This window comes from Vreelandella titanicae BH1, from assembly GCF_000336575.1.
GTDB lineage: Bacteria > Pseudomonadota > Gammaproteobacteria > Pseudomonadales > Halomonadaceae > Vreelandella > Vreelandella titanicae.
In genome coordinates, this window is the sequence record NZ_AOPO01000001.1 from 143,226 (window position 1) to 158,813 (window position 15,588).

General features: G+C 53.6%; 15 protein-coding genes. 7 read left to right on the forward strand and 8 right to left on the reverse strand.

Annotated features, from left to right (window positions below; translation table 11 throughout):
• Positions 1-2: 2 nt before the first annotated feature.
• Both HALTITAN_RS00580 and HALTITAN_RS00585 read right to left on the reverse strand, forming a co-directional pair.
• The gene (locus tag HALTITAN_RS00580) at positions 3-1,328 is read right to left on the reverse strand and encodes an isochorismate synthase (protein ID WP_009285925.1); all 1,326 of its coding nucleotides are present in this window, start codon (positions 1,326-1,328) and stop codon (positions 3-5) included.
• 28 nt (positions 1,329-1,356) lie between these two features.
• The gene (locus HALTITAN_RS00585) at positions 1,357-1,860 is read right to left on the reverse strand and encodes a DoxX family protein (protein WP_039857339.1); all 504 of its coding nucleotides are present in this window, start codon (positions 1,858-1,860) and stop codon (positions 1,357-1,359) included.
• Positions 1,861-2,002: 142 nt separating this feature from the next.
• Between HALTITAN_RS00585 and HALTITAN_RS00590 the strand changes: the two genes are divergently transcribed.
• Complete coding sequence (locus HALTITAN_RS00590) at positions 2,003-2,929, forward strand: 1,4-dihydroxy-2-naphthoate polyprenyltransferase (RefSeq protein ID WP_039857341.1); 927 nt, start codon at positions 2,003-2,005, stop codon at positions 2,927-2,929.
• 59 nt (positions 2,930-2,988) lie between these two features.
• Here the strand turns inward: HALTITAN_RS00590 and hmuQ are convergent, their stop codons facing one another.
• Positions 2,989-3,291 (reverse strand): heme-degrading protein HmuQ, encoded by a 303-nt coding sequence (gene hmuQ / locus HALTITAN_RS00595; protein WP_022521683.1) that lies wholly within the window; start codon positions 3,289-3,291, stop codon positions 2,989-2,991.
• A 498-nt stretch (positions 3,292-3,789) separates the two neighbouring features.
• On the opposite strand from hmuQ, the gene HALTITAN_RS00605 reads away from it, so the two are divergent.
• The 3 genes from HALTITAN_RS00605 (at position 3,790) to HALTITAN_RS00615 (ending at position 5,749) form a co-directional block, all read left to right on the forward strand.
• Positions 3,790-4,512 carry an AzlC family ABC transporter permease gene (locus HALTITAN_RS00605; protein ID WP_051051757.1) on the forward strand — a complete coding sequence of 241 codons (723 nt, stop codon included), beginning with the start codon at positions 3,790-3,792 and terminating at the stop codon, positions 4,510-4,512.
• A 9-nt stretch (positions 4,513-4,521) separates the two neighbouring features.
• Positions 4,522-4,818, forward strand: a complete 297-nt coding sequence (locus HALTITAN_RS00610; RefSeq protein ID WP_039857343.1) for a hypothetical protein — start codon at positions 4,522-4,524, stop codon at positions 4,816-4,818.
• Positions 4,819-4,951: 133 nt separating this feature from the next.
• Entirely contained in the window at positions 4,952-5,749 is a 798-nt protein-coding gene (locus HALTITAN_RS00615; protein ID WP_009285928.1) for a helix-turn-helix domain-containing protein, read from the forward strand.
• A gap of 105 nt (positions 5,750-5,854) precedes the next feature.
• On the opposite strand, the gene gabT is transcribed toward HALTITAN_RS00615, so the two are convergent.
• The 3 genes from gabT to HALTITAN_RS00630 are packed head-to-tail and all read right to left on the reverse strand — an operon-like array spanning position 5,855 to position 10,050.
• Positions 5,855-7,126 (reverse strand): 4-aminobutyrate--2-oxoglutarate transaminase, encoded by a 1,272-nt coding sequence (gabT, locus tag HALTITAN_RS00620; protein ID WP_039857345.1) that lies wholly within the window; start codon positions 7,124-7,126, stop codon positions 5,855-5,857.
• 11 nt (positions 7,127-7,137) lie between these two features.
• Positions 7,138-8,589: an NAD-dependent succinate-semialdehyde dehydrogenase gene (locus HALTITAN_RS00625; RefSeq protein ID WP_009285930.1), complete on the reverse strand. Its 1,452-nt coding sequence runs from the start codon at positions 8,587-8,589 to the stop codon at positions 7,138-7,140.
• 45 nt (positions 8,590-8,634) lie between these two features.
• A complete protein-coding gene (locus tag HALTITAN_RS00630) occupies positions 8,635-10,050 on the reverse strand; it encodes an APC family permease (protein WP_009285931.1) in 1,416 nt (471 codons plus the stop codon).
• Positions 10,051-10,328: 278 nt separating this feature from the next.
• Between HALTITAN_RS00630 and HALTITAN_RS00635 the strand changes: the two genes are divergently transcribed.
• The 3 genes from HALTITAN_RS00635 (at position 10,329) to HALTITAN_RS00645 (ending at position 13,267) form a co-directional block, all read left to right on the forward strand.
• Positions 10,329-11,747 (forward strand): aminotransferase-like domain-containing protein, encoded by a 1,419-nt coding sequence (locus tag HALTITAN_RS00635; RefSeq protein ID WP_009285932.1) that lies wholly within the window; start codon positions 10,329-10,331, stop codon positions 11,745-11,747.
• 87 nt (positions 11,748-11,834) lie between these two features.
• A complete protein-coding gene (locus tag HALTITAN_RS00640; RefSeq protein ID WP_039857347.1) occupies positions 11,835-12,515 on the forward strand; it encodes a transglycosylase SLT domain-containing protein in 681 nt (226 codons plus the stop codon).
• Positions 12,516-12,526: 11 nt separating this feature from the next.
• On the forward strand, positions 12,527-13,267 hold the full coding sequence (locus HALTITAN_RS00645) for a sulfite exporter TauE/SafE family protein (protein WP_009285934.1): 741 nt from the start codon (positions 12,527-12,529) through the stop codon (positions 13,265-13,267).
• A gap of 74 nt (positions 13,268-13,341) precedes the next feature.
• Here the strand turns inward: HALTITAN_RS00645 and HALTITAN_RS00650 are convergent, their stop codons facing one another.
• Positions 13,342-13,893, reverse strand: coding sequence for a cupin domain-containing protein (locus tag HALTITAN_RS00650; RefSeq protein WP_027957081.1), 552 nt, complete (start codon positions 13,891-13,893; stop codon positions 13,342-13,344).
• A gap of 163 nt (positions 13,894-14,056) precedes the next feature.
• Positions 14,057-15,511 (reverse strand): Na+/H+ antiporter NhaC, encoded by a 1,455-nt coding sequence (gene nhaC / locus HALTITAN_RS00655; RefSeq protein ID WP_009285936.1) that lies wholly within the window; start codon positions 15,509-15,511, stop codon positions 14,057-14,059.
• Positions 15,512-15,588: the final 77 nt, after the last annotated feature.

The following is a 15,588-nucleotide window of genomic DNA, read 5'->3' on the forward strand; positions in this document are numbered from 1 at the left end:
CGTTATCCCATCCCAAGCAGCGACATAATGTCAGCAATTTTCGTATCCAGTTCGTGCCACTCCTCGTCTGGCTGTGAGCCTGCCACAATGCCTGCACCGGCATAAAGGCGAATTGTTTCTGGGCCGATATGGGCGCAGCGAATGGCCACCGCCAGATCGCTGCTGGTGTGACTGATTCGGCCGAAAACGCCCGCATACCAACCGCGTCGATGGCGCTCATGTTGGCGAATAAATGCCAGTGCCGACTTGCGGGGAACACCGCCTACCGCTGGGGTAGGCGGCAGCACTGCCAGCAACTGCTGGTCGGTGACGTCTCGGTGCAACTCGGCGTGAATCAGACGACGGATATGTTGCACCGAGCGCAGCTTAACAATATGCGCCTCGCCCATCTGGACGTGAGAGGAGAGCGGCTCAAACTGGGTCAAAAGCTGCTGATATACGCACTGGTTTTCCAGACTGTTTTTCTTATCGGCCAGCAGTTCATCGGCAAGCGCTTGATCTTGCTGGGTATCCTGCCCACGACGTGTGGTACCCGCCAGCGCCTCGGTCATTAAATGCCTACCTTTACGCTTGTAGAGCCGTTCCGGCGGGCAGCCGATAAAGGCTTCATGGGGAGTAAATTGGACGCCAAAGTGAAAACAGTCGGCGGCACCGGCCTGCCAGCGTGCTAGCAGCGCCCAAGGGCTGGGCGTTTCAGGTGTGGTTAGGCACGTCTCCCGTGAGAGCACCACCTTGGGTGTGTGACTCAGGTGATCAGGATGGGTGACCTGCTCTACCGACGCCGTCCACTCTTTCTGCGTAGGATGGTCTTCACGCTGATAAACATTCGGCAGCAAGCAAGGCAGCGGCTGCTCCTCTTCCAGGGCAGCCAAACAGGCACGAGCCTGGGCTATCTCGGCCTCTGGGCAGCGATCATCAAAGCGCAGGTTGAGTGATAGCGTCGCCCCAGCTTGGTGGCGTCTAAGCTCTATACGCGGCAGCAAAAAGTGGCAGTCAGGAAAGTGCTGCCACCCTGACGTACCGGGGTCGAAGGCCATGCCACCGAAATAGTCCGGCTGTTCGCCACCACTATCGGCCAGCACAGCAAGATCAGCCTGTAGCGCCGCTAAGGAACCAAACGCCTTAACAATCCCCAGCGCAGCATACTCAACGGCGCCAGCATCACGGGATTGCCAATAAAGGAGAGGGTAAACGCTCTGCACGTTTAACCACCCCATCAGGTTACCGACCTGACAGGGCGTATTTAGGCGCATAAACCCTTTTTTATCCGTATGACGAAGCGCATCAAGCTGATGTTTGAGTGCTTCAATAGGGTGTGTAGAGTGCATAATTCGCCTGTTAGAGCAGCGTTTTCAATTACCTGCTAGCAGCTGCCGGGTACTTCAAGCCTAGCTTTTTTTTCATATAGGGTAGCACCCACCGATCACCGCCAAACCGCCCTGCATTGGCACCCGCCACCAGTAAAAAGAAAGTCAGCGCAATCATCCATGGATTAGTGGACACCGTGCCTGCTATCAAAAACGACATGTTCATCACGATGGCAAAAAACGCAGCAAACGAGGTCAGTACACCAACGATCAAACCCAGGCCCACTAACACTTCTCCCAACGGTATAATGAGATTAATGACATCCGCATTGGGCAACGCAAAATTCTCTAAAAAGGCAACATAATTAGGGTAAACCGCGCTTCCCTCTCGCATCACAGGGTTGGCAACAGCATTGCTTAAGAAGCCCTCGGCGTTAAAGCCACCGATCATTTTACCGATGCCCAAGGTTAGCCAGGTGATGCCTAAATAGAGCCGTAGCAGTAACCAAACTACCGCCATATATTTGTTATGTCTAAATAAGTCGCCAATCATCGCGTAAACTCCTACTCAAGGGGTGCTTGCAGTGTGGGACAAGATGACGCGGCATATTTTGACTTAGATCTACTTTTCCGCACTTAATCATACATTGCCGAATGTTTATTAAATGAAAACGGTCAACAGGAATATCAACGGAATGGGTCAAAATAGTAAGTGCCGCCACTACCAAGCCTGGGTATTAGCTGCTCGCCCCCGAACGCTACCGCTAGCCTGTGCTTCCATTCTGCTGGGCAGTGGGCTAGCCGCGAGTGTGGATGCTCTGAATATGGCAGTACTTGTGCTTGCCCTACTGACCGCCATTGCGCTTCAAGTGCTGTCTAATTTAGCCAACGATTACGGTGATGCTGCATCGGGTGCTGATGACGAACAGCGTATAGGGCCTGCAAGAGCGGTCTCTTCTGGCTTGCTTAGCGCGGAAAAAATGCGCACGGGAATGATCATTGCGGCCACGGTTGCCGCGTTACTGGGGCTATTATTGCTGGTCGCCGCGTTTGGAAATCAGTGGGGGCAAATCCTCATCTTCATTCTCTTAGGGGCTGCGGCCCTGTTGGCAGCAGTGACCTATACCGTTGGTCTAGGTGGCACCCCTTATGGCTACCGAGGGTTTGGGGACATTGCGGTCTTTATGTTTTTTGGTCTGCTTGGCGTATTGGGCACCTACTATCTACATGTACAGCAACTAAGCTGGCTGCCGTTTTTACCTGCTGCCGCCTGCGGTTTGCTGGCAACCGCCGTGCTCAATGTGAATAACGTGCGCGATATCGAAAGCGATGCGCGTAACGGCAAGATCACCGTGGCGGTGCGCCTTGGCCGCACTAAGGCGATTCGCTACCACTGGGCGCTGCTGGGATTGGCGCTGCTGCTTACCTTGAACTATTTAGTTGCGCTGCCGGTGTCGTGGGTGGGATGGAGCTGCCTGCTGGTGGCCAAGCCACTGACTGACGCAGCCAGAACGTTAAGCCATACCCGTGATGGCGAGATGCTAACCAATATGCTGAAGAAAACGGCCATTTCAACGCTGCTTTATAGCGTACTGCTCTCTATTGGCTTGGCATTGTTTTAAAGCCCCCAAAGCGGGGCAACCACCCCGCTGACAACCTGCTTCGTTTAGCCGTACACGGCTTACAGCACCACCTCATAACCTTCAAACTTTGGTGGGCCAAGATAAATACCTTCGGGTGACTTGGCATTGGCATGGGCCTTCCGGAACGCATCTGACTTAGTCCAGGCGCGGAAGGCTTCTTCCGACTCCCACACGCTGTGGGAGATAAACACGGTGTGATCTTCCTGGCTTTCACCCTGCAGCATCTTGAACTGTTTAAAGCCCGGCACTTCATCCAAGTGAGAGTCGCGGTTACGCCACACCTCTAAAAAATCCTCTTCGCGGCCTGGGGCAATCCGAAAACGGTTCATCGCGATATACATCGTTACTCTCCTACTGGTTTGTTCCTGCAGAGTTGATCCTGCTGGATTGATTACGCAAACGCTACCTTGATGGTAACGTCATGGCATAGTGACGAATAGCTCTCAACCGTCAGGTATCAGTATTATTAATGGCTAAGGCACCTATCCAGGTCGTTTGGTTCAAACGCGAGTACGCATTCATGATCACGCGCCGTTTGCTAACGCAGCCGCGGCGGGCCCCACGTTGCCCGTATTCGCCATTGAACCCGACCAAAGAAGCCAGCCAAGTGATTGTGGATAAACTCGCCAGCCAGCGATGCCCAAGCCAACGCACGAAAACAAAATATTGAAAAACCATAACGGCTAGACTCACTCCGCTCTCAACAAACCTGCACGATCTTACAATACGCTTATCAACTTTTCTCATACGCTTCCAGCATAGCAGCTAGCTTCAATGTTCTGCTGTAAGCCCATTAGCCATAACTAAAAAATTCACATTTTGGGAAAAAGTGATTGGCAATGATGAATAAATATTTAAACACCAAAAAAGTGCTCTCTGCTTCAAATACAGCAGAGTATCGGGTTCTGCTTCCGCTGCTATTAACGGCCATCTTTGCAATAGCACCTGTTAGCATGCTATTCGGCTTTACTGCTTACAAAGCAGACTGGAGCATTGTCGAAATTTTTCTCGTAAGCCTACTAGGCTTTTCTGGGAGCGGGCAGTTTGCCGCTCTACCTCTCTCTGAGTCTGGGGCCAGTTTTTTAACTATTGCTTTCGTTACCACTATGATCAATAGCCGATATTTTGCAATTTCGCTTTCATGCTCAAAAAAATTACCAAAAAACAAGTTGCTTAAGGTTTTTGCGTCCCATGTACTCGGCGACGAAGCGTACGCTATTGAGCAGGGACATAACCAAAGAGCCATGCTGATAATTCGCTTCACCATTTTCTTGTCCTGGATACTCTTTGGGGTAGCAGGCGGCATTATAGCTGGGCTGTTTCCCAACCTTTTACCTGACGACATCAATGCCAGTATTCCTGCGAGCTTGGTGCTTCTTTTTCTTGCCATCTCGTATCTTCAAAACCGACCTTATAAAAGTGGTTTGATAACTGTTCCAAAGGCAACGTTAGGCTTTTTAATAAGCGGGCTTTTCTATTACACCCTTGGTGGCATCTACTTTTGGATCCCCTCCATCATTCTATTATCCACTATCTCCTATCTACTGAATAGAAAATATTGAGGAACAAATATGGCAGATAATTTTTTGGTGATTTTGGCTCTTCTACTTACAAGTGTCATGGTAAGAGTTCTGCCCTCTTTGTTCACGATTAACTTCGGCGCAAAAGCCCAGTATCTAATTGAGGAAATATTGCCTACTTCTATTTTTATTTGTTTCATCACTTACATCGTGATACCAGAGATGGCTAACGGGCTTAACCTATCTATTTTTTCTTTTATTGCAGTAGGCATATTGGCAGTTATATTAAAAAGTGGACTATTCCTAACAACAGTCGTCGCCACCACTCTATATTACGTATTGAGCTGAATAGCCCGCAATACGAGAGCGCTTCAAGGACAGGCTATATAAACTGTCAAAATTGGCTCACTAGCTTTACTTATTCATATATTCCGTTGCATGATAATCCTGCAGTCAGACAGAAGCCGATAACTTACCGCCTATGCTAAATTCTTTTAATACACAGATAGAAAGATTTGAAGCCTTTTTTTCTGGCGTTGCTTTCGAGCCCCATCGGCACGATACGTATGCTGTAGGTAGAACCCTTGCAGGGGTTCATTGCTTCAATTACCGAGGTGAAAAAAGAACTAGCTTACCTGGCAATACCATTGTGATTCATCCTGATGAACTCCACGACGGTGAGGCTGGAACGAATGACGGCTTCCACTACCGCATCATGTATATTGAACCCTTTGCTCTTCAAGCGGTGCTTGGTGGCCGCACCTTACCCTACATAAAGGGTGGCGTTAGCACAGACCCTCGGCTTTATGCCGCCACAGAATTTCTTATGAATGACCTCCAAACTGCTCATGAGCAGCTTGAAGGGGAAGATATCGTCTTCGAACTAGCCAATGTTCTCTCTGCTGTTGCCGGTCACAAAAGAGGTAGGGTGGCATACGACTATAACGCTGCAGAAAAGGCTAGAGAATATATCCACGATTCATTGGATTCTCATATCACACTTGATGATTTAGCGTTGGTGAGCGGCCGTGAAAAGTGGAGTTTATCAAGAGATTTCAGGGCATTATATGGAACAAGCCCATACCGTTACTTGACCATGCGGCGTCTTGCGTTCGTAAAACGCTATTTGACCCATGGTTATTCGTTGTCGTACGCCTCAGTTTCAGCTGGTTTCAATGACCAGAGCCATATGACAAATCACTTCAAGAAAGCCTTCGGTCTTACTCCCACTCAGTGGTTATCTAGGTTTAAACAAAACTGTAGGGGTAGTGGCTCATAATCACACTGCAACCCCAAAACTTTCCCCACCATGAAATAAAAACCCGCTCTCGCCAACAGCTTTCACTGTTTGACGAGGGCGGGCTTTGTGATGCTTAGAAGAGTATTAGCTAAGCGCTTCCAGGGACTGCTCGATAATGCTGAGCCCTTCTTCCAACACCGCGGAAGAGACGGTTAGCGGCACCAGAATGCGGATGCTGTTGCCGTAGAAGCCGCAGGAGAGAAGGATCAGGCCTTTCTCGCGGGCTTTGGCACAGAGCGCACCGGTTAGCGCTGTATCGGGTTTTCCTTCGCTATCGAGCAATTCGAACGCTGCCATGGCGCCTAGCTGGCGGCCGTGGGCAACGGCGGGGAATCGCTCTTCCCAAACAGCAAAACGCTCCGCGAGCATCTTGCCCATCTGCTCGCTGCGCTCAAGAATATTTTCCTCTTCGATCACCTCGATCACCGCCAGCGCTGCCGCGCAGGAGAGCGGATTGCCGCTGTAGGTGCCGCCTAGCGAGTTGGGGCCGGAGGCGTCCATTACCTTGGCGGTACCCACAACAGCCGACAGCGGCATGCCGTTAGCGAGGCTTTTGGCGGTGGTGAGAATATCCGCTTCGATGTCGCTATGTTCGAGGGCAAATAGCTTGCCGGTGCGGGCGAAGCCGGACTGCACTTCATCGGCGATCAGTAGAATGCCGTGCTCGTCGCACAGCGCGCGCAGCGCTTTAAGGTAATCCGGTGACGCAATATAGAAGCCGCCTTCACCTTGAACCGGCTCAATCACGATGGCCGCTGTACGGTGCGGGGCGATATCGGTTTTGAACAGCGTGCGAATGGCATCCAAAGACGCTTCTTCGCTGATGCCGTGCAGCGGATTCGGGAATGGGGCGCGGAACACGTCGCCCGGCATCGGGCCGAAGTCGTTCTTGTACGGTAGCACCTTGCCGGTCATGGCCAGGGTCATCATGGTGCGTCCGTGGAAAGCGCCGTCGAAGGTAATAATGCCGGTGCGGCCAGTGGCAGCGCGGGCAATCTTCACGGCGTTTTCCAGCGCTTCGGCACCGGTGTTGACCAGCATCGCTTTGCGCTCAGGGCCGCGCACCGGGCTTAGTTCGCAAAGCTTTTGGCACAGCTGCACATAGGGCGCGTAGGAAATGACCGCGGCGCTGGTGTGCATAACTTTCTTGAGCTGCGCTTCAACGGCGGCGACGATTTTCGGGTGGCGGTGGCCCAAGTTCAGCACACCAATACCGCCCGCGAAGTCGATCCAGCGGTTGCCGTCGGCATCCCACAGCTCAGCATTTTCAGCGCGCTCGGCAAACTGGGTTGTCGGCGTGGCAGCACCGTTAGCCACGTAGCGGTTTTTCAGGTCGTTCAATTCTTGGTTAGTCATCATAGCTTTCCTTATAAACCGCCAACGCAGACATATTTAAGTTCAGTAAATTCATCAAGACCGTGGTGGGAGCCTTCGCGACCCAACCCGGACTCTTTAACGCCGCCAAACGGCGCCAACTCGGTGGAGATCAACCCTTCATTCACACCGACCATGCCGTACTCCAGCTGCTCCATGGTGCGCCAGATGCGGCGGTAATCCGTAGCGTAGAAGTAAGCCGCCAGGCCAAAGGGTGTATCGTTGGCCATGGCAATGGCTTCTTCATCGCGCTGGAAGCGAAACACCGGCGCGACCGGGCCGAAGGTCTCTTCGTCGGCCACGGCCATCTTGGTGGTCACATCCGCCAGCACCGTGGGAGTGAAGAAGCGCTCGCCTGCGGCGTGAGGCTTACCACCGCAGAGCAGCCGAGCACCCTGGTTCACTGCGTCGTCCACATGGCGCTGCACTTTATCGACCGCTGCTTGGTTAATCAGCGGGCCGATAATGCTGCCATCCGCCAGGCCATCGCCAACCTTCAGTGCGTTCACTCGCTCGGTGAGCTTGCTGACAAACGTATCGTAAATGCCGTCCTGCACCAGGAAGCGATTGGTGCATACGCAGGTTTGCCCAGCGTTGCGGAATTTGGAGGCGATTGCGCCATCAACAGCGGCATCTACATCGGCGTCGTCAAACACGATAAACGGCGCGTTGCCCCCCAGCTCCATGGCGGCCTTCTTCACTGTACTGGCGCACTGGGCAAGCAAGTGCTTACCCACCGGGGTGGAGCCGGTAAACGAGACTTTGCGCACCCGTGAATCCGTGGTGAGCACCTCACCCACCGCTGCCGGTTTTGAGGCAGTAATCACGTTAATGGTGCCTGCAGGCAGGCCCGCTTCCAGCGCCAGGTAAGCGGCGGCAAGCGCGGTGAGCGGCGTGGCTTCGGCGGGCTTGATCACCACGGTGCAGCCCGCCGCCAGGGCCGGGGCGCACTTGCGAGTAATCATCGCCAGCGGGAAGTTCCATGGGGTAATTGCCGCCACCACACCTACCGGCTCGCGCAGAACCAATAAGCGTTTGTCCGCGCCATGACTTGGTAGGGTTTCTCCTGCCATACGCTTGGCTTCTTCGGCGAAGAACTCGATAAACGACGCACCGTAGGTGACTTCGCCTTTGGCTTCCGTCAGCGGCTTGCCCTGCTCCAGGGTCATCAGACGGGCCAGGTCGTCGGCGTGTTCGTTAATAAGCTCAAACCAGCGCCGTAGCAGTGCCGAGCGCTGCTTGACCGGCGTGGCCCGCCAGGCAGCGCCAGCGTTGTAGGCGGCGGCCACGGCGTCACGGGTATCATCGGCGCCCATATCCGCCACCCGGGCAATGGTTTCACCGGTGGCGGGGTTATACACCGCAAAGGTTTGTTGACCTGTACGCCACTCGCCACCCACCAGGGCTGGAACCGCATCGTGCAACCACTGTTCGATAAAGCTCATACGTTGCTCCTAAAAAGCTTAAGTCCAGAAATCTCGTAGGACGGCTTACAGATCCACTTGCATATGGCGATCGCTGTAGTCACGCCCGTAGGTGCGCAGCGCATGCACGTAAAGCACGATGCCCAGCACCGCCCAGCCAGCAAAGATAGTCCACTCCGCGACGCTCAGTGCCGCCGGGCTACCGGGCAGGTAGAGGCACGCCATACCGAAAGAAAGAATGATAGCGAGGGTGCCGCACAGCTTGCCGTTACTTACCTTGAATGGGCGGGGCATATCCGGCTCGCGCACCCGTAGCAACACAAAGGAGATCGCCACAAACAGGTAGGCCAATACGATGCCCAAGCCACCCGCATTAACGATCCACACCAATGCTGGGCGGCCAAAGAAGGGCGCCAAACAGGAGAGAAAGCCCATCATAAAGATGGCATTAGTAGGGGTTCTGTAGCGAGGATGCAGCTTGGCAAACGGCGCAGGTAGCATGCCTGCTTTAGCGAGGGCATAGATTGCCCGGGAACCGCCAATATAGAAGGCATTCCAGCTTGTAATAATGCCCGCAATACCCGCCATGACCATTAAGTTGCTGGCCCACGCGGCGTTAAACAGGCTTCCCATGGCGTCCGGCACACTCAGTGAACTGGCCGCCAGTTCAGTGCTGTTGAGCGCCAGGCTGGTCGCCAGAATAATCAGCGCATACCACACCACCGCCAGAATGACTGACATCATCAGTACTTTGCCAATGGCTTTATAGGGCAGGTTGATCTCTTCCGCCGCCTGGGGAATAACGTCAAAGCCCACAAATAGGAACGGCACCATCACCAGTACCGCCACAATGCCTGCAAACACGCCGCTATCGGCCTGGGTGAAGAGCGGCATCATATTGATGGTTTCACCTTCAAACAGCGAACCGGTGACAAACATGACCCCCACCAGCAGAATTAACCCAGTCACTACCTTTTGCAGCAGGGCCGCGGTGGTCACACCGAAGTAATTGATGATCATCATGACCAACGAGCCACCTACACCTACCGCTACCCAGGTGGCTTTAACTTCCCACCCGGCAATCGTCCACAGATGACCGACGGCATAGTTGGGCGCCAGATGTTCAATCACTGTGGGAAGTGCTACCGCTTCAAAGGCCACCACGCTTAGGTAGCCTAGAATAATCGCCCAGGTGCACAAGAAAGAAGGTAAGTGGCCCAAGGCGCGGTAGCTGTAGACGTGCTCGCCACCGACTTTGGGCATCGCAGCGGCAAGTTCAGCATAGGTAAGGCCAACCAAGACAATCGCTAAACCGCCGATAATAAACGCTATAATGGCGCCTAGGCTGCCAGCGGATTGAATGGCGGTACCGGTGAGTACAATCCAGCCCCAACCGATCATGGCACCGAAGGCCAGCGCTAATACATCGCCACGGGCGAGTACCCGGACGAGCCCTTCCTGTTGTGATGAGGATGTGGTCATTTGAAATTGTCCTGCGAGTTATTGGATGTTGTCGTAGGCGCTCAGGGGCGCAGTATCCTGATCCTGTTTTAACAGCCTCTCTTTGAATAGGCATGTTTTTAACGGTTTCGCCAAACAGGATGGCCACACGCTAGCAGGCGGGAGAGAAAACGCGAACGCACCACTTTTGCGTTCGACTAGACCACTTTTCATGCGCACCGAAAGGGTGCACTATTTTCATACGGCTTTCGTCTAAGTGCCCGCCGTTAGCGGGTTAAGCGGGATTAAGGGGAGTCCAGATGGATCGAAAGGAGGTCGTGCACCAACTTGTACAGCTTTATGCACTCCAACCGGAACGGTTGAGTAAGCAGGTGCGTATTGAGCAAGCATTGCGACAAGCCATTACCCAGCAGTGGCCTGCCGGGCTGCGTCTGCCCTCCCATCGCCAGTTGGCAGATGCCCTTGGCGTTGCCCGCCAAACCCTGGCGCTGGCGATCCATACGCTACTCGAGGAGGCACTGCTTAAAACCGCCCACGGCCAAGGCACCTGGACCTGCCGCCCCGTTACGCCAAGCCCTCTTCTGCATGGCAATGCACAGCTCTCATCACGCGCCCAGCGGGTGTTGGATGGCCCAGGCGCTAGCATGATCCAAAGCGGCGCCTTCGTGCCCGGCATTCCCGATATCGCCCAGTTCCCGATGCGTAAATGGCGGCAGCTCTACGCCAGCGTGACGGTGCCGCAAAACGCCCTGCTGCTCTCCTACTCCACCGGTGGCTACGGCCCATTAAAGCGCGCGATACGCGATTTTCTGGCGCGCTGGCGCAATATTAGTTGCGACACGGAACAGATCATCATCACTGACGGTACCCATAACGGCATTGAGCTATGCGCCGTGGCACTGGCTGATGTGGGCGACACTGTTGCCATGGAGTCGCCCTGCTACTGGGGAGCGCGCAACGTCTTTACCGCCGCAGGTTTGGAAATCGAACCGGTGGCGTGGCTGCCAGGTCAGGGGCACATGCTTCCGCCTGCTCCTGGCCCGGTCAAACTGGCCTACTTGACCGGCTCGCACCATTACCCGCTCAGCGTGCCTACCAGTGCGGTGGATAAACAGCGCTTATGCGATGCCCTAGCGCCCGCGTATATTGTCGAAGATGATTACGAGTTTAACCGCGACGACCACTCCAATCTGCTCTTTGACCCGCACTCGGAGCGCCACTTGCTGGTGGGCTCGTTTTCCAAGATGATGTTTCCAGGACTGCGCTTAGGCTATTTAGTGGTACCGCGTCATTTAGCGGGGCCAATGAACCGCTTGCGCAGTGAACTATTCCGCGAAGGACGCATGCTGGATCAGGCCGTACTAGCACAATTTATTTTTGATGGTGATTTGGATGCCTGGTGTCGGCGCATTCAACGCGACTATCTAGGGCGCCAACAGGTGCTGCATGATCAACTACGTTCGCTGCCGCAGGTGCGCAGCGTTTCGCCACCGAGCAGTGCTATTAGCCTTTGCGTCGAGTTTGAGCCGGGCGTTAACGATGTGGGAATCGCTCAGTCACTGCTGAAAGAGCATTTAATTGTGCGTCCATTAAGCCCAGTGTGTGCACCAACCGATCCGCGCGTCGGCTTAGTAATGGGCGTCGGCATGCTATCAGGGGAAACGCTGGTGCGTGAAGCACAGCGCCTGCGTCGCAGCCTGGAAGCACTGCTGCGCTAGGCGTTATTAATAGCGCACAGGTAAGGAAGGAAGTGTTTCTCAACACCTTATCCACAAGCTTTGAACGGTTTATACACAAGGACTTTTATGCGTCACCCTGTTGATAATTTCATCGTCGCCTCTTCGGCTGCTTTCGCTAGGCTTCGCCTCTGGGCATCACTAAGTCTTGTGCTCCTGCTCTCGGGCTGCGCCACCTTTGCGCCCAACCCGCCTCAGGATCAAAGCAATATCTGCGAGATATTCCGCGAGCAGCCAAGCTGGTACGACTATGCCCAGGAGTCAGAGGAGAAGTGGGGCACACCGATCGCCACCCAGATGGCGTTTATTCAGCAGGAGTCTTCGTTTCGTAGCCATATCCGCCCGGATCGCAAGTACTATCTAGGCTTTATCCCCGGCCCCCGGCCCTCTTCTGCCAAAGGCTACGCCCAGGCCCAAGACCCCGTTTGGGGGGAGTATGAGGATCAAGCGGGCAGTCTGTTTGCCCGGCGTACTCATATGAAACACGCCACGGATTTTATTGGCTGGTACAACCGTCGTTCCCAGCAGCAAGCAGGCATATCGCTAACCAATCCTGAGCACCTCTACTACGCCTACCACGAAGGCGCGGGCGGCTACCAGCGGGGAACTTTCCGCGGCAAACCACAGGTATTGAGTGCGGGGAGACAAGTAGCTGCTCGCGCTAACCGTTACCAAGCCCAGCTCAATGCTTGCGAAGCGGAGTTTCAATGCCGCAAGTTTTACCAGGTCTGGCCATTCTGTCGTAGTTAAGGAAGCTGACGATGTCACTATGGATGGGTGCTGCCCTGGTTAGCGTGGTGTTTTTTACCTCGATGCTCTCCGGGGTGTTTGGTATGGCGGGCGGATTGGTACTGCTATGGTTTCTGCTGCTGATCTTTCCCGCGGGCACGGCGATGGCGGTGCACGGCGTTATACAGCTCACCGCGAATGGGTCGCGAGCATGGCTATCGCGACGCTATATTGTCTGGCCTATCGTCGCTTTTATGACGCTGGGTGTACTAAGCGCCGCGGGCCTGCTTCTGCTGTTCAACTACAGCCCCAATGCCGCCAGCGTCTCACTTTTGATTGGCCTAATGCCGATTTTGGTATGGCTGCCCAAGCGCTGGTTTCACCTGGATGCCAACCGCGCCAGCCACGCACTGTGCTGCGGCATCGCCTCTGGCAGTTTGACGATAGCCGCAGGGGTTTCCGGGCCGCTAATCGATATATTCTTTGTGCGCTCACGCATGGATCGTCGCCAAGTCGTGGCGACCAAGGCAATGATTCAGGTAGTGGCGCACAGCATTAAAATCATCTTCTATCTCGGCGCCGCCATGGCGCTTAGTACCGGCGAATGGGGCATTGTGCTGCTAGCGGCGCCGTTTGCGATCTTTGGCACCCACACCGGCAACCGCATTTTACACCGCCTCACCGATGCCAACTTCCGCACCTGGACGCGCTGGATCGTGACCGGTATTGGGGTCTTCTACTTTTTTCAGGGGATCTTCCTACTCACTCGCTAGCGTTGAGGCCGTGCCCAAACGATTTGCACGACATCATTACTGCGACAATTGCCGCACAATACAAACCAGTATTATCAGAACGCCTTACCTGGCGTAGCACAGCTAATTATTTTGCAGGGAACATCGCCAATGTTTCTGAAACGGTGCGGAGTGCTTGTCTTGAAATAGTATGATTCACCTGGCCCTAAGCGCCTCGTATTACTTCCAACAATGATTTCAATCTCACCTTCCACGACAACACCAGCCTCTTCACCATAGTGAGTAATCATGGCTTGCCCAGTATCAGCACCCGGTAAGTATCGCTCAACCATAAAAGCCAAGGCACGGTTAGGACGATTTGCCCCGACAAGCTTGAAGGAAATATCACCAGAGGCAATATCAACCAAATCATCCGCCGAATAGAACACCTGCTCCTGACTATCCAGATCCATCGTAAAAAAATCACCGACGCTCATAGAGAAGGCGTTTAGGATTTTCTTCAGGGAACTGACGGATGGGCTAACTTTTCCTTGCTCTATTAGCGAAAGACTTGAGTGGGTAACCCCACACAACTTTGCTAGTTCACGTTGTGAAATCCCTCGCTGCTTGCGCAAGGAGCGCAAGCTCGCACCCACGTCATCCGACATGCTTTTTTTCACTCCCTATCAATAAGTAAATTACGTTGTTGGTCTATTGACGGGCACATAATAGCGCAAAAAAAACCCCACGGCTGTGGGGCAAAAACTTAATTAAATGATCGCTTTCTACAAAAGATAATTCGCTTAGTCGGTGTGCATCGTCGTGGTCAGCTCAAGTACTTCGAGCATCAGCCAATCCCACGACCACTTCAGCCTCTTGCGGCTCGTCTTCGTAAGCAATTCGGAAGCCGGTAAAGCCGTAAAGAATAGCAAATAACGGACTAAGCAGCGCTAGAAAGGCATAAGGCGCGTAACTGAAAGCACTGACGCCCAGCGTGGCAAACATAAAGGCACCACAGGTATTCCAAGGCACCAGAGGCGACGTCATGGTGCCAGCATCTTCTACCGTGCGAGACAGGTTTTTCAGTTTCAGCGAGCGACGCTTGTACTCGCTGGCATACATGCGGGCAGGAAGAATAATACTTAGATACTGATCGCAACCCACTACGTTAGCGGCCATCGATGTCGCCACTGTAGTAGCAATCAGGCTGCCAGTGGTCTTGGCCAGTTTGAGCAGACTTTCCACGATGGTACGAAAGAACCCCGCCGACTCAAGAATCCCGCCAAAGCTCATCGCGATAATGATCAGCGAAACAGTCCACATCATGGCGCTAACACCGCCGTTGGTCAGCAGGTCGTCCACCGTGGTGTTTCCAGTGTCTACCGCGTAGCCTTCCACAAAAATAGTAAAGCTATCACCTAGAGGTACGCCCTGAACCACAATCGCGCAAACAATACCCATCAGCGAACCAACAGAAAGGGCAGGAATGGCCGGCACCTTCTTGACCATCATCACGATAACTGCCGCAGGCACCAGCAGCAGCCAGGGACTGATCATAAACAGTTCATCTAGACTCTGCTGCAACTCGGCTACTTGTGCCGCACCATCACCTGAAGGCGTCATGTTCAGGCCAATAATGGTGTAAAGCACTAGCGCCACCGCGAGCGCCGGAACCGTGGTGTAGAGCATATAGCGAATGTGTTCAAACAGGTCGACACTGACCACACCTGGCGCCATGTTGGTAGTTTCGGAAAGCGGAGAAATCTTGTCGCCAAAATAAACCCCAGAGATCACAGCACCTGCTACCATCGCCGGATTAAGGCCTAGCCCTTCACCGACGCCCATCAGGGCGATACCAATAGTGCCTGCCGCCGTCCAGGCGTTACCACCAGCCAACGATACCAAACAGCAGATCAAGCACGCCGCAACCAAAAAGTAGTCTGGTGCCAAAATGCTCAGCCCGTAATAGATCATGGTGGGCACAATCCCACCGGCAATCCAGTAGCCAATAATGGTGCCGATAATGATTAGAATCACAATCGCCTGTGTGGTCAGGCCTATGGAACGTAAAATACCCGCTTCGAGATGCTTCCAGCGGCTACCCGTCGTAATAGCCACTATCGTCGCTACAATCGCACTCAAAAAAAGTGGCAAGTGCGGATCCGTCTCGAAGTAACCAATAAATACGCCCAATGATGCCGCCATAAACACAATCGGTATCATGGTCGCTTTTAAACTTGGGCGGGGAGTTTCTTGGTCTTCCTTAGCAGTGTGGTCAGTCGACATAATGTTCTCACTTAATGTTTGATTATTGGTCGTCGTATTTCCGTTAGGAAATCATTGCAGTGATGGCGACTCCGATC